This is a genomic window from Pseudonocardia sp. DxW (assembly GCF_058448985.1).
Genome location: NZ_JBZFLK010000005.1, coordinates 332,734 through 349,755 on the forward strand (window position 1 = coordinate 332,734; position 17,022 = coordinate 349,755).

At 74.0% G+C, this 17,022-nt stretch carries 18 protein-coding genes; 16 read left to right on the top strand and 2 right to left on the bottom strand.

All coding sequences use genetic code 11. From position 1 onward, the window contains the following. Positions 1 to 31 precede the first annotated feature (31 nt). From ACVJO7_RS10515 to ACVJO7_RS10535, 5 genes are all read left to right on the top strand, one after another. The gene (locus ACVJO7_RS10515; RefSeq protein WP_344019273.1) at positions 32 to 622 is read left to right on the top strand and encodes an HhH-GPD-type base excision DNA repair protein; all 591 of its coding nucleotides are present in this window, start codon (positions 32 to 34) and stop codon (positions 620 to 622) included. Between the two features lie 28 nt (positions 623 to 650). Further along, complete coding sequence (locus ACVJO7_RS10520; protein WP_344019275.1) at positions 651 to 1,079, top strand: ArsR/SmtB family transcription factor; 429 nt, start codon at positions 651 to 653, stop codon at positions 1,077 to 1,079. After that, on the top strand, positions 1,076 to 2,266 hold the full coding sequence (locus ACVJO7_RS10525) for an AMP nucleosidase (protein WP_491672689.1): 1,191 nt from the start codon (positions 1,076 to 1,078) through the stop codon (positions 2,264 to 2,266). The genes ACVJO7_RS10520 and ACVJO7_RS10525 overlap by 4 nt, the downstream gene beginning before the upstream one ends. Before the next feature lie 145 nt (positions 2,267 to 2,411). Continuing rightward, the gene (locus ACVJO7_RS10530; protein ID WP_491672690.1) at positions 2,412 to 2,909 is read left to right on the top strand and encodes a DUF3099 domain-containing protein; all 498 of its coding nucleotides are present in this window, start codon (positions 2,412 to 2,414) and stop codon (positions 2,907 to 2,909) included. Positions 2,910 to 2,935: 26 nt separating this feature from the next. After that, entirely contained in the window at positions 2,936 to 3,187 is a 252-nt protein-coding gene (locus tag ACVJO7_RS10535) for a DUF3039 domain-containing protein (RefSeq protein ID WP_085916132.1), read from the top strand. A 6-nt stretch (positions 3,188 to 3,193) separates the two neighbouring features. On the opposite strand, the gene ACVJO7_RS10540 is transcribed toward ACVJO7_RS10535, so the two are convergent. Beyond that, the gene (locus tag ACVJO7_RS10540) at positions 3,194 to 3,709 is read right to left on the bottom strand and encodes a GNAT family N-acetyltransferase (protein ID WP_491672691.1); all 516 of its coding nucleotides are present in this window, start codon (positions 3,707 to 3,709) and stop codon (positions 3,194 to 3,196) included. A 67-nt stretch (positions 3,710 to 3,776) separates the two neighbouring features. Continuing rightward, positions 3,777 to 4,559, bottom strand: coding sequence for a hypothetical protein (locus ACVJO7_RS10545; protein WP_491672692.1), 783 nt, complete (start codon positions 4,557 to 4,559; stop codon positions 3,777 to 3,779). Positions 4,560 to 4,749: 190 nt separating this feature from the next. Here ACVJO7_RS10545 and argC point away from each other — a divergent pair, with 190 nt between their 5' ends. The 11 genes from argC to tyrS all read left to right on the top strand — a co-directional run bounded on the left by argC (position 4,750) and on the right by tyrS (position 16,629). Further along, on the top strand, positions 4,750 to 5,778 hold the full coding sequence (argC, locus tag ACVJO7_RS10550) for an N-acetyl-gamma-glutamyl-phosphate reductase (RefSeq protein ID WP_491672693.1): 1,029 nt from the start codon (positions 4,750 to 4,752) through the stop codon (positions 5,776 to 5,778). Further along, on the top strand, positions 5,775 to 6,959 hold the full coding sequence (gene argJ, locus ACVJO7_RS10555; protein ID WP_491672694.1) for a bifunctional glutamate N-acetyltransferase/amino-acid acetyltransferase ArgJ: 1,185 nt from the start codon (positions 5,775 to 5,777) through the stop codon (positions 6,957 to 6,959). Before argC ends, argJ begins: the two co-directional genes overlap by 4 nt. Next, complete coding sequence (gene argB / locus ACVJO7_RS10560) at positions 6,943 to 7,878, top strand: acetylglutamate kinase (RefSeq protein WP_358481604.1); 936 nt, start codon at positions 6,943 to 6,945, stop codon at positions 7,876 to 7,878. The genes argJ and argB overlap by 17 nt, the downstream gene beginning before the upstream one ends. Beyond that, on the top strand, positions 7,875 to 9,065 hold the full coding sequence (locus ACVJO7_RS10565; RefSeq protein ID WP_491672695.1) for an acetylornithine transaminase: 1,191 nt from the start codon (positions 7,875 to 7,877) through the stop codon (positions 9,063 to 9,065). The genes argB and ACVJO7_RS10565 overlap by 4 nt, the downstream gene beginning before the upstream one ends. Then, entirely contained in the window at positions 9,065 to 9,985 is a 921-nt protein-coding gene (gene argF / locus ACVJO7_RS10570) for an ornithine carbamoyltransferase (protein WP_344019300.1), read from the top strand. The genes ACVJO7_RS10565 and argF overlap by 1 nt, the downstream gene beginning before the upstream one ends. Then, a complete protein-coding gene (locus ACVJO7_RS10575) occupies positions 9,982 to 10,470 on the top strand; it encodes an arginine repressor (RefSeq protein ID WP_491672696.1) in 489 nt (162 codons plus the stop codon). The genes argF and ACVJO7_RS10575 overlap by 4 nt, the downstream gene beginning before the upstream one ends. 42 nt (positions 10,471 to 10,512) lie before the next feature. Then, positions 10,513 to 11,943 (top strand): argininosuccinate synthase, encoded by a 1,431-nt coding sequence (argG, locus tag ACVJO7_RS10580; RefSeq protein ID WP_491672697.1) that lies wholly within the window; start codon positions 10,513 to 10,515, stop codon positions 11,941 to 11,943. Next, positions 11,943 to 13,358, top strand: coding sequence for an argininosuccinate lyase (gene argH / locus ACVJO7_RS10585; protein WP_491672698.1), 1,416 nt, complete (start codon positions 11,943 to 11,945; stop codon positions 13,356 to 13,358). Before argG ends, argH begins: the two co-directional genes overlap by 1 nt. Next, positions 13,355 to 14,578 carry an aspartate aminotransferase type Ic gene (locus tag ACVJO7_RS10590; RefSeq protein WP_344019312.1) on the top strand — a complete coding sequence of 408 codons (1,224 nt, stop codon included), beginning with the start codon at positions 13,355 to 13,357 and terminating at the stop codon, positions 14,576 to 14,578. The genes argH and ACVJO7_RS10590 overlap by 4 nt, the downstream gene beginning before the upstream one ends. 69 nt (positions 14,579 to 14,647) lie before the next feature. Next, positions 14,648 to 15,265 carry a DNA-3-methyladenine glycosylase gene (locus tag ACVJO7_RS10595; protein WP_344019363.1) on the top strand — a complete coding sequence of 206 codons (618 nt, stop codon included), beginning with the start codon at positions 14,648 to 14,650 and terminating at the stop codon, positions 15,263 to 15,265. A 92-nt stretch (positions 15,266 to 15,357) separates the two neighbouring features. Further along, positions 15,358 to 16,629: a tyrosine--tRNA ligase gene (gene tyrS, locus ACVJO7_RS10600; RefSeq protein ID WP_344019315.1), complete on the top strand. Its 1,272-nt coding sequence runs from the start codon at positions 15,358 to 15,360 to the stop codon at positions 16,627 to 16,629. Positions 16,630 to 17,022 lie beyond the last annotated feature (393 nt).

The window sequence follows — 17,022 nt, forward strand, 5'->3', positions numbered from 1 at the left end:
CCCGTGGCCGTCCCGTGCCATCCTGTCCGGCATGACCGGCATCTGCATCGCCCAGGATCCCGAGGCCGACGCGCTGCTCGAGCGCGAGCCGTTGGCGCTGCTGATCGGCATGCTGCTCGACCAGCAGATCCAGATGGAGGTCGCGTTCCGCGGTCCGCTCAAGCTGCACGAACGGCTCGGCGGGCTCGACGTCCGGGTGATCGCCGACCACGACCCGGCCGGGTTCGCCACGCTGGCCACCACGCCGCCCGCCATCCACCGCTACGGCGGGTCGATGGCCCGCCGGGTGCAGGAGATGTGCCGCGCGATCGTCGAGGACTGGGACGGCGACCCGGAGGCGATCTGGACCCGCGGCGAGCCGGACGGCCGGGAGGTGCTGCGCCGGTTGAAGGCCCTCCCGGGCTACGGCGAGCAGAAGGCGAAGATCTTCCTGGCGCTGCTCGGCAAGCAGTACGGCGTCACCCCGGACGGCTGGCGGGAGGCCGCCGGGGACTACGGCGCGGCGGACACCCGGCTCTCCGCCGCCGACGTCGTCGACGCGCAGACACTGACCGAGGTACGGGACACCAAGAAGGCGCTGAAGGCCGCCGCACGGGAGAAGAAGGCCGCAGCGGCGGGGTGAGTGCCGGCGTAGGGCTAGCATCGGTGCCGTGCACAAGGTTCCGGAGGCACTCAGCGGCGCTCGTGTGATCGACCCGGACCAGGTCTGCGACGCCGTCGCGGTGCTGTCCGACGGCGACAAGGTGGCCGAGGCGGCCACCGTCCTGGACGTCCTGGGCGAGGTCAACCGGCTGTCCATCCTGCTCGCGCTGCAGCACGCCGGGGACCTCTGCGTCTCCGACCTGGCGGTGGCGGTCGGGATGAGCGACTCGGCGGTGTCGCACGCGCTGCGGCTGCTGCGCGCGCACGGCATGGTGACCGCGCACCGGCACGGCAGGCTGGTCCGCTACCGGCTGGCCGACGGGCTGCCCCGCAGGCTGCTCGAGGTGGTGTCGTCGGTGGCGGTCGCACCCGGCCACCTGCACGCGCACGGCGGCACCGACGCCGAGCCCGCCGCCGACCGGTCGGACTCCGCATGACCCCGGCCCTGGTGGAGCAGGTGCGTCCGCCGGTCCCCGAGGACAAGCTCGACCTGGAGATCGACCGGCTGCTGGACGCGCTGGACGCGGTGCACCGGGACGGCTGGTACCCCGAGCTCGAGGTGGTGCGCCCCTGGTCGGCGCACAACCCGCGGATCTCCGGCGAGTTCGCGCGGCCCAGCGCGATCCGCCGCTACCTGCACCGCGAGCTGCGCGGCCTGGTCGCCGCCGGCGCCACGGTCACCGCGCGGGGCGCCCGCCCGGCCCGCGCCTTCACCGATCCGGAGTTCTTCGCCGCGCTCGACGAGGACCGCTTCGACCTGCGCGTCAAGAAGCTGTTCCTGTTCGGGCCGGAGCGGATGGCGCTGTCGCTGGACCGGCTGTCGCACTACACCGGGACGCCCGCCGAGTCCTTCCAGCGGCACGTCCTGTTCACCAACTACGCGATGCACGTCGAGTCGTTCCTGGAGCGCTTCCCGGACGCCGAACGGCCGGACCGGGCCGGTGTGCAGATGCCCGCCTACCACCATCCGCGCCCGGACGGCGACGGCGTCTCCCTGGTCAACATCGGGGTCGGGCCGGCCAACGCGAAGACGGTCACCGACCACCTCGCCGTCCTCCGGCCGGACACGATGATCATGATCGGGCACTGCGGCGGCCTCCGGAACCGGCAGGAGCTGGGCGACTTCGTGCTGGCGACGGCCTACCAGCGGGCCGATCACGTGCTCGACGAGGTGCTGCCCGCGGACGTCCCGGTGATCCCCAGCCTGCGGCTCAACGGCTACCTGATGGACGCCCTCGGGCGCGCCGGCACCACCTACCGGCCCGGTGTCGTGCACACCACGGACAACCGGAACTGGGAGTTCAACCAGGCCGCGACGCTGCACCGGATGCGGCTCGCCAGGGCGGTCGCGGTGGACATGGAGTCGGCCACGATCGCCGCCAACGGGTTCCGCTACCGGATTCCGAACGCCACCCTGCTGTGCGTCTCGGACAAGCCGCTGCACGCCGAGCCCAAGCTGGCCGGCGGCGCCCGGGCGTTCTACGAGGCCAGCAAGCGCAAGCACCTGGGGATCGCGCTCGACGCCGTCGAGCGGGTCCGCACCGAGCACCCGGACGGGCTGCCCGGCTCCGAGGTGCGCTCGGCCGACGAGCCGCTGCTCGGCAACGGGCCGGACGGCGCCTGACCGGTCGAACCGCGCGGTGCCGCCGCGCCGAACCACATCGACGGACGCCGGGCCGGCGTCCGTCGCGACACCCCCTCATGATCACGGGTGAGGGCGCTGCGCGAAGTCGCGCCGCAGGTGTCACCATGGAATCGGAGGTGGTCACGTGAGCGACCAGCGACGCGAGGACCCCGTGCTCATCACGGACGCGCAGATGTCCTACGACGAGGAGCTGGAGGTCCGTAAGCGGCGCTACAAGTGGACGATGGGCCTCCGGATCCCGTGCATGATCCTGGCCGGGGTCTTCTACCAGATCCCCTGGCTGGCGGTGACCCTGCTGGCGATCTCGGTGCCGCTGCCGTGGATCGCGGTGCTTGTGGCGAACGACCGGCTGCCGCGCAAGGCGGAGAAGCCGAACCGCTACCGGCACGAGCACCGGGCGATCGAGGAGCGCCCGCACCCGGTCGTCGAGGGCGGTGACGGGGACCGTTACACCGGCGGCGACGAGGGCCGGTACACCGGCGGTGACGAGGGCCGGTACACCGGCGGCGACGAGGGCCGGTACACCGGCGGCGACGAGGGCCGGTACACCGGCGGTGACGAGGGCCGGTACACCGGCCGCGAAGGGGGCCGAGCCGCCGGGCCCCGCGGTGCGACCGGCTGACCGGCGCCGTGGTGCATCATGTGCGCATGACCACGACGACTCTTCCCGAGGTCGACACCCGGCCGGAGGGCACCGAGACCACCGGCGACGACACGCCGGACATGTTCCACTACGTGCAGAAGTCCAAGATCACCGAGAGCGCGGTGCTGGGCAACATGGTGGTGGCCCTGTGCGGCGAGACCTTCCCGGTCACCAAGTCGCCGAAGCCCGGCTCGCCGGTCTGCCCGGACTGCAAGAAGATCTTCGAGGGCCTGCCCAAGGGCGGCGATGACTCCTGATCCCGCTCATCCGCGGGCGAGCACCAGCCGCCGCGCGGGTGACGACGGGTCGCCGGGCACCGACGGCAGCCGGGCCTCGGTGAGCAGTCCCTCGGACCGGTAGAGCCGCACCGCGGCGGTGTTCGCCGGGTGCGCCTCCAGCCACAGCCGGCCCGCCGGCAGCCAGTCCGGGCGGATCCAGGCCGGGTCCGGGTCCAGCCCGGCAGGCGGCTGCGGCACCGCGGCCAGCGCCAGCGCGGTGCGCAGCAGCGCGCGGCCCAGGCCGCGGCCGCGCTGGTCGGCGGCGACGACCAGCCGGTGCAGCTCGATCCCCGGCTCGGGCCCGCGCGGCGCGGCCAGGACCAGGTAGCCGGCCGGCTCCCCGTCGTCGTCGAGTACCAGGTGGGCCCGCCCCGGGTCGGCCGCGACGGTGTCGTGCCAGCGCGGCCCGGACGCCCCGAGGACGTCGGCGAGCTCCGCGTCCAGCCGGGCCAGCGGGGCCGCGTCGGCCGACGGGACGCACGCCCGCAGCAGCTGTCCCACCCCTCACCCCGCTCCCGGCCCGTCGTGGATCGGCCCCCAGGATGACCGACGCCCGCCGGCGGTGCGGTCAGCGGGGGAGCGCGGCGACCGCGCTGCGGACGGCGGTCCGCCACTGCTCGTCCGTCGGGTTCCGGCCGGCCACCGCGATCGTGACCAGGTAGCGCCCGGCGCCGACCTGCACCGTCGGCCCGGCGACCGTCTCCAGCAGCACGGCGACGGTCCCGTCGCCGGTCCCGTCGATCCCGCGCGCGCCGCCCGCCGAGCGGACGTGATCGGCGGGGGTGCCCCGGTTCGTGGTGTAGACGTTCACCGCGGCGGTCGACGAGCCGCCGACCGCGAAGCAGGCCCGGGTCCGGGCGCCGTCCGGCCGGGCGATCTCGGCGTTGGCGGCCGGCACCGCGGGTTCGGCGCCGAGCAGCCCGGCGAGCGCCTCGGCCCCGACCAGGCACTCGTCGGTCAGCACGTCGGCGGTGAGCGGCGCGACGGCGCCCCGGGTGCCGTCGGTGCTGCCACCCGGGGCGGGACCGGCCGGGACCGGGGGCACCGTCCGGGGCGGGACGGCCACCGGGCCGCCGTCGGCTCCCGGGCCCGGGGACGGCCCGGCGGGTGCCGGGAGCCGGTCCGCAGGACCGGTGAACGACGTCGGCGGGCCCGGCCGCGTGCCGGGCGCCCCGGCATCCGGCGCATCCGGCGCATCCAGCGCAACCGGCGCGTCCGGCGCGTCCGGCGCATCCGGCGCGTCCGGTGCGGCTGGCGCGGCGGGTGCGGCCGGACCGGCACCGGCCGGCCACGCGGTCCCGGGCACGGTCGTCGCGCACCCCGGCAGGGCCAGCGCGAGCACCGCGGCCACCAGCGCGTACCCCGCCCGCCGGGCGCGACCGCCCGCGCGGGTCCTGCTCCGTCGACACCGCACCGTCCGCTCCGTCCGCACCGGCGGGAGGCTAGGGTTCGCCCGGCAGCTGCGCGGCCGGCTCCGGCAGCCTGATCGCGATCGCGAACCGCGTTGCATGAACTCTCGCGGGTCTGCATAATCATTCACCGTGGTACGCATCGCAGTGGCGGGAGCCAGTGGATACGCCGGGGGCGAGCTCCTCCGGCTGCTCCTCGCCCATCCGGACGTCGAGATCGGCACGCTGACGGCGGGCGGCAACGCCGGCACCCGTCTCGGCGAGCATCAGCCGCACCTGGCGCCGCTCGCCGACCGGGTCCTCGCCGAGACCACCGCGGAGAGCGTGGCCGGGCACGACGCGGTGTTCCTCGCGCTGCCGCACGGCCGCTCGGCCGAGCTCGCGGCGCAGCTCGGCGGCGACACGCTGGTGATCGACTGCGGGGCCGACCACCGGCTGACCGATCCGGCCGCCTGGGACCGCTGGTACGGCGGCGAGCACGCCGGGCACTGGCCCTACGGGCTGCCCGAGCTGCCCGGCGCCCGGGAGCGCCTGGTCGGCGCGAGCCGGGTCGCCGTGCCCGGCTGCTACCCGACCGGGATCAGCCTCGCGCTGTTCCCGGCGCTGGTCGCCGGCCTGGTCGAGCCGGACGTGGTGGTCACCGCCGTCACCGGCACCTCCGGCGCCGGGAAGTCGCTCAAGCCGCACCTGCTGGGCGCCGAGGTGATGGGCTCGCTGTCCGCGTACGGGGTCGGCGGCGTGCACCGGCACACCCCGGAGATCGCGCAGAACCTCTCGGCCGCGCTCGGCTCGCCGGTCTCGGTGAGCTTCACGCCGGTGCTGGCGCCGCTGCCGCGCGGCATCCTGGCGTCCTGCTCGGCGCCGCTGGCCGATCCGGCCACCGACACCGCGACGGTGCGGCAGGCCTACGAGAAGGCCTACGCCGGCGAGCCGTTCGTGCGGCTGCTCGGCGAGGGGCAGTGGCCGACGACCGCGCAGACCCTGGGCTCCAACCTGGTGGCGCTGCAGCTGACCGTCGATCCGGACGCGCGCCGCCTGGTCGTCGTCTCCGCCATCGACAACCTGACCAAGGGCACCGCGGGCGGGGCCGTGCAGTGCATGAACCTGGCGCTCGGCCTGCCCGAGACGACCGGCCTGCCGACGACGGGAGTGGCACCGTGAGCGAGCCGACCGGCGTGACCGCCGCTCAGGGCTTCCGGGCCGCCGGGATCGCCGCCGGGATCAAGAAGTCCGGCCGGGCGGACCTGGCGCTGGTGGTCAACGACGGCCCGCGCACCGAGGCGGCCGGCGTCGTCACCCGCAACAAGGTGAAGGCCGCGCCGGTGCTGTGGACCCAGCAGGTCCTCACCTACGGTGCGCTGCGCGCGGTCGTCCTGAACTCCGGCGGTGCGAACGCCTGCACCGGCCCGGAGGGCTTCCGGACCGCGCACGCGACGGCCGAGAAGGTCGCCGAGGTGCTCGGCTGCGGGGCCGTCGAGGTCGGCGTCTGCTCGACCGGGCTGATCGGCGATCAGCTGCCCAGGGACACCGTGCTGGCCGGGGTGCAGAAGGCGGCCGGGGAGCTGGCCGCCACCCCCGAGGCAGCGACCGCCGTCGCCACCGCGATCATGACCACCGACACCGTCCCGAAGCAGGCGCACGTCACCGCCCCGGCGGGCTGGACGGTCGGCGGCACCACCAAGGGCGCCGGGATGATCGCCCCGTCGATGGCGACCATGCTCACCGTGCTCACCACCGACGCGGTCGTCGAGCGGCCGCTGCTGGACGCGGCGCTGCGCGATGCGGTCCGCTACAGTTTCGACCGGCTCGACGTCGACGGCTCCATGTCGACCAACGACACCGTGCTGGTGCTCGCCTCCGGCGCGTCCGGCGTGCCGGCCGATCCGGCCGTGTTCACCGCCGCGCTGACCCGGGTCTGCCGGGACCTGGCCGAGCAGATGCAGGCCGACGCCGAGGGCGTCACCAAGCGGATCACCGTGCGGGTCACCGGCGCCGCCTCCGAGGACGATGCGGTGACCGTCGCCCGGACCGTCGCCCGGGACTCCCTGGTCAAGACGGCGATGTTCGGCTCCGACCCGAACTGGGGCCGGATCGCCGCCGCCGTGGGCTGCGCCGACGCGCAGATCGATCCCGAGCGGCTCGACGTGACGATCAACGGGGTGCTGCTCTGCAAGGGCGCCGTCGTCGCGGGGGACCGGGCCGACTGCGACCTGTCCGGCGAGGACGTCACCATCGAGGTCGAGCTGGGCCTGACCGGCGGCGCCGACGGCAACACCGCCGAGATCCGGACCACCGACCTGTCGCACGCCTACGTGGAGGAGAACAGTGCCTACTCCTCCTGAACCGCTCGCCGCCCCGGACCGGCTGAAGCGGGCCGGCGAGAAGGCCGGCGTGCTGGCCGAGGCGCTGCCCTGGCTGCAGCGCTTCCACGGCCGCATCGTCGTCGTCAAGTACGGCGGCAACGCGATGATCGACGACGAGCTCAAGCAGGCGTTCGCGCGGGACATGGTGTTCCTGCGTCTGGCCGGCATCCATCCGGTCGTCGTGCACGGCGGCGGCCCGCAGATCAGCGCGATGCTCCGGCGGCTCGGCATGCCTGGGGAGTTCCGCGGCGGCCTGCGCGTCACCACGCCGGAGACGATGGAGATCGTCCGGATGGTGCTCTTCGGCCAGGTCGGCCGGGAGTTGGTCGGCCTGATCAACGCGCACGGCCCGCTCGCCGTCGGACTGTCCGGTGAGGACGCCGGGCTGTTCACCGCCGAGAAGCGGACCGCGCTGGTCGGCGGCGAGCCGGTCGACATCGGCCTGGTCGGCGACGTCACGAAGGTCAACCCGGACGCGGTGCTCGACATCATCGCGGCCGGCCGGATCCCGGTCGTGGCCGGCGTCGCGCCGGACGTCGACGGGCAGGTGCACAACATCAACGCCGACAGCGCGGCCGCCGCGCTGGCCGGGGCGCTGGACGCCGCCAAGCTCGTGGTGCTGACCGACGTCGAGGGGCTCTACGCGAACTACCCCGATCCCGACTCGATCATCACCTCGCTGACCGCGGGCCAGCTGGAGCCGATGCTGCCCCGGCTGGAGAGCGGGATGGCGCCGAAGATGGAGGCCTGCCTGCGCGCGGTCCGGTCGGGGGTGGCCCAGGCGCACGTGATCGACGGGCGGGTGCCGCACTCGGTCCTGCTGGAGGTCTTCACACACGAGGGCGTCGGGACGATGGTGCTTCCCGATCCCGACCCGGCTGCTGGGGGAACGGCATGAGCTCGTACACGGCGCGGTGGCAGGCCGCGGTGATGGACAACTACGGCACCCCGCCGCTGACCCTGGTCCGCGGCGAGGGCTCCCGGGTGTGGGACGCGGAGGGCCGCGCCTACCTGGACCTGTACTCCGGGATCGCGGTGAACGCGCTCGGGCACGCGCACCCGGCGATCGTCGAGGCCGTCTCGGAGCAGGTCCGCACGCTCGGGCACACCTCGAACTTCTTCATCACCGACCCGGCGCTGCAGCTCGCCGAGCGGCTGCAGGGGCTGCTCGGCCGCGACGACGCCCGCACCCTGCTGTGCAACTCGGGCACCGAGGCGAACGAGGCCGCCTTCAAGATCGCCCGCCGGACCGGCCGCCCCGGCATCGTCGCCTGCGAGGGCGCCTTCCACGGCCGCACCATGGGCTCGCTCGCGCTGACCGGGCAGCCCGCCAAGCGGGCTCCGTTCGAGCCGATGCCGCCCGGCGTTGTGCACATCCCGTACGGCGACCTGGACGCGCTCGACGCCGCCGTCACCGCCGACACCGCCGCGGTGTTCCTGGAGCCGATCCTCGGCGAGGCCGGCGTGGTGGTGCCGCCGGACGGCTATCTCGCCGGCGCCCGCCGGATCACCGCCGAGCGCGGCGCCCTGCTGGTGCTCGACGAGGTGCAGACCGGCATCGGCCGCACCGGCCGCTGGTTCGCCCACCAGGCCGACGGCATCGTGCCGGACGTCGTCACGCTGGCGAAGGGGCTCGGCGGCGGCCTGCCGATCGGCGCCTGCGTCGGGATCGGCGACGCGGGGACGCTGCTCGGGCCCGGCCAGCACGGCACCACCTTCGGCGGCAACCCGATCTCCTGTGCCGCGGCGCTCGCGGTGCTCGACACGATCGCCACCGACGGCCTGCTGGAGCACGTCGACCGGCTCGGCAAGGACCTCCGCAGCGGCATCGAGGGGCTGGGCCATCCGCTGGTCTCCGACGTCTCCGGCGACGGCCTGCACATCGGCATCGGGTTGCGGCACCCGGTCACGGCCCAGGTCGCCGCGGCCGCCCGGGACGCGGGCCACCTGGTCAACAACGCCACCCCGGAGCGGCTCCGGCTGGCCCCGGCACTCACCTTCGGCGACGACGAGTCGGCCGAGTTCCTGTGCGCGCTGCCGGCGATCCTGGACGCCGCGGCCGCGGTGGAAGGGCAGGGCAGCTGATGGTCCGCCACCTGCTGCGCGACGACGACCTCTCGCCCGCCGAGCAGGCCGAGGTGCTCGACCTCGCCGACCGGCTCAAGGCGGACCGGTTCGCGGCCCGCCCGCTCGCCGGGCCGAAGGCGGTCGCGGTCGTCTTCGACAAGTCCTCCACCCGCACCCGGGTGTCCTTCGAGGCCGGGATCACCCAGCTCGGCGGCACCGCGATCGTGCTGGACGGCAACGCCAGCCAGCTCGGGCGCGGCGAGACGATCTCCGACACGTCCCGGGTGCTGTCCCGCTACGTCGACGCGATCGTCTGGCGCACCTCGGGCCAGGAGCGGATCGAGGAGATGGCCGCGGCCGCGTCCGTCCCGGTGGTGAACGCGCTGACCGACTCGTTCCACCCCTGCCAGATCCTGGCCGATCTGCAGACGATCCGGGAGCGGCTCGGCGGCACGGCCGGCCGGACGCTGACCTACCTCGGGGACGGCGCGAACAACGTCGCGCACTCGCTGCTGCTCGGCGGTGCGACCGCCGGGATGCACGTGCGGATCGCCGCCCCGGCCGGGTTCACCCCCGACTCCGCGGTGCTGCGCGACGCGAAGGGCCGCGCCGAGCAGACCGGCGGCTCGGTGGCGCTGGTCGCCGATCCGGCGGCCGCCGTCGCGGGGGCCGAGGTGATCGTCACCGACACCTGGACGTCGATGGGGCAGGAGGCCGACGGTCTCGACCGGGTCGCCCCGTTCCGGCCCTACCAGGTCAACGCCGCCCTGCTGCGGCACGCCGCACCCGGGGCGATCGTGCTGCACTGCCTGCCCGCGCACCGCGGCGACGAGATCACCGACGAGGTGCTCGACGGCCCGGCCAGCGCGGTCTGGGACGAGGCGGAGAACCGGCTGCACGCACAGAAGGCGTTGCTGACGTGGCTCCTGGAGCGATGAAGGGGGCTCGCGGCGGCGCGGCGACCCGGGTCGCACGGCAGGCCCGGATCGTCGAGCTGATCACCCAGCGCGACGTGCGCAGCCAGAGCGAGCTGCTGGCGTTGTTGCGCGCCAGCGGGATCGAGACGACCCAGGCGACGCTCTCGCGCGATCTCGACGAGCTGGGGGCGGTCAAGGTGCGCGGCGCGGACGGCGGCGCACCGGTCTACCTCATCCCGGAGGACGGCAGCCCGGTGCGCGGCGTCGAGGGCGGTACCGGGCGGTTGTCCCGGTTGCTGGGGGAGCTGCTCGTCTCCGCGGACGCGAGTGGGAACCTGGCGGTGCTGCGCACCCCGCCGGGCGCGGCGCACTACCTGGCCAGTGCGCTGGACCGGGCCGCCCTGCACGACGTCGTCGGGACGATCGCCGGCGACGACACGCTCCTGGTGGTGGCCCGCGAGCCGCTCACCGGCGAGCAACTCCTCGCGCTGCTGCGCGAGCTCTGAACGAACACCGAGCCCGACGTCTGACGAAGGAGCATCCATCCCGTGAGCAAGGTCCTCAGCTCCCTCCCCCGGGGCGAGCGCATCGGCATCGCGTTCTCCGGAGGGCTCGACACCTCCGTGGCGGTCGCCTGGATGCGTGACAAGGGCGGGATCCCGTGCACCTACACCGCCGACCTCGGCCAGTACGACGAGCCGGACATGTCCGGGGTGCCCACGCGGGCCAGGGAGTACGGGGCGGAGATCGCCCGCGCGGTGGACATCAAGCCGCAGCTGGTCGACGAGGGCCTCGCGGCGCTGGCGTGCGGCGCGTTCCACATCCGCTCCGGCGGGAAGACCTACTTCAACACGACGCCGCTGGGCCGGGCCGTCACCGGGACGCTGCTGGTCCGGGCGATGCAGGCCGACGACGTGAACATCTGGGGCGACGGCTCCACGTTCAAGGGCAACGACATCGAGCGGTTCTACCGCTACGGCCTGCTGGCCAACCCGGGCCTGCGGATCTACAAGCCGTGGCTGGACGACGCGTTCGTCTCCGAGCTGGGCGGCCGGGACGAGATGAGCCGGTGGCTGACCGAGCACGGCCTCCCGTACCGGGACTCGGCGGAGAAGGCGTACTCCACCGACGCCAACATCTGGGGCGCCACCCACGAGGCCAAGACGCTCGAGCAGCTCGACGTGTCCCTGGAGACCGTCGAGCCGATCATGGGCGTGAAGTACTGGGACCCGTCGGTCGAGATCGAGACCGAGGACGTCTCGGTCACCTTCGAGGCCGGCTACCCGGTGGCGATCAACGGCAAGCAGTTCGCGGACCGGGTGGACCTGGTGCGCGAGGCGAACGCGGTCGGCGGCCGGCACGGCCTGGGCATGTCCGACCAGATCGAGAACCGGATCATCGAGGCGAAGTCGCGCGGCATCTACGAGGCGCCGGGGATGGCGCTGCTGTTCATCGCCTACGAGCGGCTGATCAACGCGATCCACAACGAGGACACCGTCGCCAACTACCACGCCGACGGCCGCAAGCTGGGCCGGCTGCTCTACGAGGGCCGCTGGCTGGACCCGCAGGCGCTGATGGTGCGCGAGGCGATCCAGCGCTGGATCGCCTCGGTGGTCAGCGGCACGGTGACGCTGCGCCTGCGCCGCGGCGACGACTACACGATCCTCGACACCGACGGCCCCGGGTTCTCCTACCACCCCGACCGGCTCTCGATGGAGCGTGTGGAGAACGCCGCGTTCGGGCCCGCCGACCGGATCGGGCAGCTCACCATGCGCAACCTCGACATCGCCGACTCGCGCGCGAAGCTGGAGACCTACGCCGGGCAGCCGCAGGAGCAGGGCACGGTGCTCGTCGAGCACGGCACCCTGTTCGGTGAGCTGCCCTCCGGCGGGTTCGACCGGATCGCCGGCGCGGGCGAGGGGACCGGCGGCAACGAGACGCTGCTCGACGACGCCGCCCTGGAAGCGGGCACCGACTGATGGCCGGCGGCTCCGCCCTGTGGGGCGGCCGGTTCTCGTCCGGCCCGGCCGACGCGCTGGCCGCGCTGAGCCGGTCCACGCACTTCGACTGGGCGCTGGCGCCCTACGACATCCGCGGCTCGAAGGCGCACGCCCGGGTGCTGCACGGCGCCGGGCTGCTGACCGACGACGAGCTGGCCGGCATGCACAAGGCGCTCGACGAGCTGGCCGCCGACGTGCGGTCCGGCGCGTTCGGGCCCGAGCCCGGCGACGAGGACGTGCACACCGCGCTGGAGCGCGGCCTGATCGAGCGGGCCGGTCCGGACCTGGGCGGGAAGCTGCGCGCGGGCCGGTCGCGCAACGACCAGGTCGCGACCCAGTTCCGGATGTGGCTGCGGGACGCCACCCGGCGGGTCGCCGACGGCGTGCTCGACGTCGTCGACGCGCTGGTCGCGCAGGCGCAGGCGCACCCGGGCGCGGCGATGCCCGGCCGGACGCACCTGCAGCACGCGCAGCCGGTGCTGCTCGGCCACCAGCTCGGCGCGCACGCGCACGCGCTGCTGCGCGACGTCGACCGGCTCCGCGACTGGGACCGGCGCACCGCGTACTCGCCCTACGGGTCGGGCGCGCTGGCCGGCTCGTCGCTCGGGCTGGACCCGGAGGCCGTCGCCGCCGAGCTCGGGTTCGCCGGGTCGTCGGCGAACTCGATCGACGGGACGGCGTCGCGGGACTTCGCCGCCGAGGCCGCGTTCGTGCTCGCGATGATCGGGGTGGACCTCTCCCGGCTGTCCGAGGAGATCATCCTCTGGGCGACCGCCGAGTTCGGGTACGTGACCCTCGACGACGCGTACTCCACCGGCAGCTCGATCATGCCGCAGAAGAAGAACCCGGACGTCGCCGAGCTGGCCCGCGGCAAGTCCGGGCGCCTGGTCGGCAACCTGACCGGGCTGCTCACCACCCTCAAGGGCCTGCCCCTGGCGTACAACCGGGACCTGCAGGAGGACAAGGAACCGCTGTTCGACTCGGTCGCGCAGCTGGAGCTCCTGCTGCCGGCGGTGGCCGGGATGGTGGCGACCCTGACCTTCCACACCGGGCGGCTGGCCGAGCTGGCCCCGGCCGGCTTCACGCTGGCCACCGACGTCGCCGAGTGGCTCGTCCGGCAGGGCGTGCCGTTCCGGGTGGCGCACGAGGCGGCCGGCGGCTGCGTCCGGGCCGCCGAGGCGCGCGGCGTCGGACTGGCCGACCTGACCGACGCCGAGCTGGCCGCCGTGCACCCGGCACTGGACCCGGGTGTCCGCGACGTGCTGACCGTGGAAGGCTCCATCGCGTCGCGGAACGCGCGGGGCGGCACGGCGGGCGACCGGGTCGCCGAGCAGCTGGCCGACCTGCGCACCGACGCGGCCGCAGCGAGAGAGTTCACCGGAGGAACCGCATGACCGACCCTGCCGCAGCCTACGAGGAGCTCAAGGCCGCCGGCCTGAAGCTGGACCTGACGCGGGGCAAGCCGTCGTCGGAGCAGCTCGACCTGGCGCACGGCCTGCTCGGCCTGCCGGGCGCGGGCGAGTACCGCGCCGCGGACGGCACCGACACCCGCAACTACGGCGGCCTGCAGGGCCTGCCCGAGCTGCGCGAGATCTTCGCGCCCGCGCTGCAGGTCCCGGTCGGTCAGCTGGTCGCCTGGAACAACTCCAGCCTCGAGCTGATGCACGACGTGCTGGTGCACGCCCTGCTCTCGCCGGTCCCCGGCGCCCCCGCCCGCTGGGTGGACGCCGGCCGGGTCGCCTTCATCGCGCCGGTCCCCGGCTACGACCGGCACTACGGCGTCTGCGAGCGCCTGGGGATCGACCTGGTCACCGTGCCGATGACGGCCGACGGCCCGGACATGGACGAGGTGGAGCGGCTGGTCGCCGACGACCCGTCGATCAAGGGCATCTGGTGCGTCCCGAAGTACTCGAACCCGGACGGCGTCGTGTACTCCGACGAGGTCGTCCGCAGGCTGGCCGCGATGCCGACCGCCGCACCGGACTTCCGGATCATGTGGGACAACGCCTACGCGGTGCACCACCTGACCTCCGACGAGATCGAGATCGCCGACCTGCTGGCGCTCGCCGCCGAGGCGGGCAACCCGGACCGGCCGTTCGTGTTCGGCTCCACGTCGAAGATCACCCTGGCCGGTGCGGGCGTCGCGTTCTTCGGCGGGTCCGAGGCGAACATCGGCTGGTGGCTCGCGCTCACCTCGAAGAAGTCGATCGGCCCGGACAAGGTGAACCACCTGCGGCACGCCGCGTTCCTCAAGGACGCCGCGGGCCTGCGGGCCCACATGGCCGCGCACCGCGCGCTGATCGCGCCGAAGTTCGCCGCCGTCGAGCGGTTGCTGACCGAGGCGTTCGCCGACACCGAGGGCGTCAGCTGGACGACGCCCAAGGGCGGCTACTTCGTGAGCCTCACCGTGCCGGACGGGCTGGCCTCGGAGGTCGTGCGGCTGGCGAAGGAGGCCGGCGTCGTGCTGACCCCGGCCGGCGCCACGCACCCGTACGGCAAGGACCCGCAGGACGCGACCATCCGGCTCGCCCCGACCCTGCCCCCGCAGGACGAGGTCGAGAAGGCGATGGCCGGCGTGGTCACCTGCGTGCAGCTCGCCCTGTCCCGCCGCTGAGTGGCGGACCGCACGACCGACGGGCCCGTCGGGCCGCCCCGCGCGGGTGGCCGGACGGGCCCGTCGGCGCTGCTCGGCCGGTCCGAGCTGGCGGTCGACGTGCTGCCGGCCGCGCAGCGCCTGCTCGGCTGCGTGCTGGCGGCGGACACCCCGGACGGCGCGGTCGCGGTGCGTCTGGTCGAGGTGGAGGCCTACCGCGGGGCGGACGATCCGGCGTCGCACAGCCACCGCGGCCGCACCCCGCGCAACGGCGTGATGTTCGGCCCGGCCGGTCACCTCTACGTGTACTTCGTCTACGGCATGCACTTCTGCGCGAACGTCTCCTGCCTGACCGACGGCGAGCCGGGCGCGGTGCTGTTCCGGGCCGGTGAGGTGCTCGGCGATCCCGGGGTGGCCCGGGTCCGGCGCCCGACCGCCCGCAACGACGCCGAGCTCGCCCGCGGCCCGGCCCGGCTGGCGTCACTGCTCGGTCTCGGGCGCGACGACGACGGCACCGACCTGACCGATCCGGCCTCCCGGGTGCGGCTGCTGGCCGGCGAGCCCGTCCCGCGCGCGTCGATCCGCAGCGGGCCGCGGGTCGGGGTGGCGGCCGCGGCCGAGCTGCCCTGGCGGTTCTGGATCGACGGTTCGCGCGCGGTGAGCAGCTACCGGGCCGGTACGAAGCGCTCCCGGCGCCGCACCGGTTGATCCGGGGCCGCCTCCGGCCGTGCCGCCGCACCGGCGACGGCCGGGAGCGAACCCGGGTGCGCGTCGCGTCGCGCGGCGGCGAAGATGGGGGCGTGAGTACGGACATCCTGGACGACCTCGAGTGGCGCGGGCTGATCGCGCAGAGCACCGACCGCGACGCGCTCGCGAAGGAGCTCGCCGGTGACGGGCCGGTCACCCTCTACGCGGGGTTCGACCCGACCGCACCGAGCCTGCACGCCGGCCACCTGGTCCAGATGCTCACGCTGCGCCGGTTCCAGGAGGCCGGGCACCGGCCGGTGATCCTCGCCGGGGGCGCGACCGGGATGATCGGCGACCCGCGGGACGTGGGGGAGCGGTCCCTGCACGACGAGCGGACCGTCGCCGAGTGGACCGGCCTGATCCGCGGGCAGCTGGAGCGCTTCGTCCGGTTCGACGACTCGCCGACCGGCGCGCTGACGGTCAACAACCTGGACTGGACCGGGCAGCAGACGGTGCTCGAGTTCCTCCGCGACCTCGGCAAGCACTTCCCGGTCAACACGATGCTGGCCCGCGAGACGGTGAAGCGCCGGCTCGCCGCCGACGGCATGTCCTACACCGAGTTCAGCTACCTGCTGCTCCAGTCGCAGGACTACCTGCACCTGCACCGGACGCTCGGCTGCCGGTTGCAGATCGGCGGCTCCGACCAGTGGGGCAACATCGTCGGCGGCGTCGATCTCATCCGGCGGGTCGAGGGCGCGCACGTGCACGCGCTGACCACGCCGCTGGTGACCGACTCGGAGGGACGCAAGTTCGGCAAGTCCACCGGCGGCGGGAACGTGTGGCTCGATCCGGAGCGGACCTCGCCGTACGCCTGGTACCAGTACTTCGTGAACGTCGCCGACAGCGACGTGCTGAGCTTCCTGAAGCTGTTCACCTTCCTCGACCGCGAGGAGATCGAGGCGCTCGGCGCCGAGCTCACCGAGAAGCCGCACCTGCGCAGCGCGCAGCGCCGGCTGGCCGCGGAGCTCACCACCCTGGTGCACGGCGAGGAGCAGACCCGGCAGGTGACGACGGCGAGCCAGGCACTGTTCGGGCGCGCCGAGCTCACCGACCTCGACGCGCGCACCCTGGACGCGGCCCTCGCCGAGGTCCCGCACACCGACAGCGGTGGCGCCGACACGATCGTCGACCTGCTCGTGGCGACCGGGCTGACCGAGAGCAAGGGCGCCGCCCGCCGTGCCGTGAAGGAGGGCGGGGCGTACGTCAACAACGTCAAGGTCACCGACGAGGACTGGGTTCCGGCCGCCGGTGACGTGCTGGACGGTGGCTGGCTGGTGGTGCGCCGCGGCAAGCGGAACCTGGCCGGTGTCCGGCTCGGCCGCTGAGAACGGCTCCTGAGCTGCGACGACGCCGAAAGGGGCCCCCCTGCAGAGGGCCCCGGGCGGGTCCTGTAACTTTCTCCTCGTCGCCGAGACGGGACGGAGAGCGCAGGGCAGGCCGAGAGGCCGGGCCGCGCGACCGGCCAGGGCGACAACCTCGGATGTTCACCTCGGTGAAGATCCGGCCGCCCGGAGCAAGGGTTGACCCTGAGCTTCGGTCCAAGTAGCATAAGAGAGTTGCCTCCTCGCAGGGGCGACTCGAACGCCCCCGGGTGCAACGGCCATCGGGCCGGGAAGCCGGAGCGCGGGTGTCTTTTGAGAACTCAACAGTGTGTCGAGCTATTTATTGTTTTGGCGTTTTTATGCCAGTTTGTTTTGCCATGGTTCGGTCGACCCCGT

Excerpts from the sequence above, each read along its gene's own strand:
- argF (WP_344019300.1), top strand. The coding sequence starts at position 9,065 with ATGGTCCGCCACCTGCTGCGCGACGACGACCTCTCGCCCGCCGAGCAG.
- ACVJO7_RS10590 (WP_344019312.1), top strand. The coding sequence starts at position 13,355 with ATGACCGACCCTGCCGCAGCCTACGAGGAGCTCAAGGCCGCCGGCCTG.
- ACVJO7_RS10575 (WP_491672696.1), top strand. The coding sequence starts at position 9,982 with ATGAAGGGGGCTCGCGGCGGCGCGGCGACCCGGGTCGCACGGCAGGCC.
- argH (WP_491672698.1), top strand. The coding sequence starts at position 11,943 with ATGGCCGGCGGCTCCGCCCTGTGGGGCGGCCGGTTCTCGTCCGGCCCG.
- ACVJO7_RS10515 (WP_344019273.1), top strand. The coding sequence starts at position 32 with ATGACCGGCATCTGCATCGCCCAGGATCCCGAGGCCGACGCGCTGCTC.
- ACVJO7_RS10535 (WP_085916132.1), top strand. The coding sequence starts at position 2,936 with ATGACCACGACGACTCTTCCCGAGGTCGACACCCGGCCGGAGGGCACC.
- ACVJO7_RS10525 (WP_491672689.1), top strand. The coding sequence starts at position 1,076 with ATGACCCCGGCCCTGGTGGAGCAGGTGCGTCCGCCGGTCCCCGAGGAC.
- ACVJO7_RS10565 (WP_491672695.1), top strand. The coding sequence starts at position 7,875 with ATGAGCTCGTACACGGCGCGGTGGCAGGCCGCGGTGATGGACAACTAC.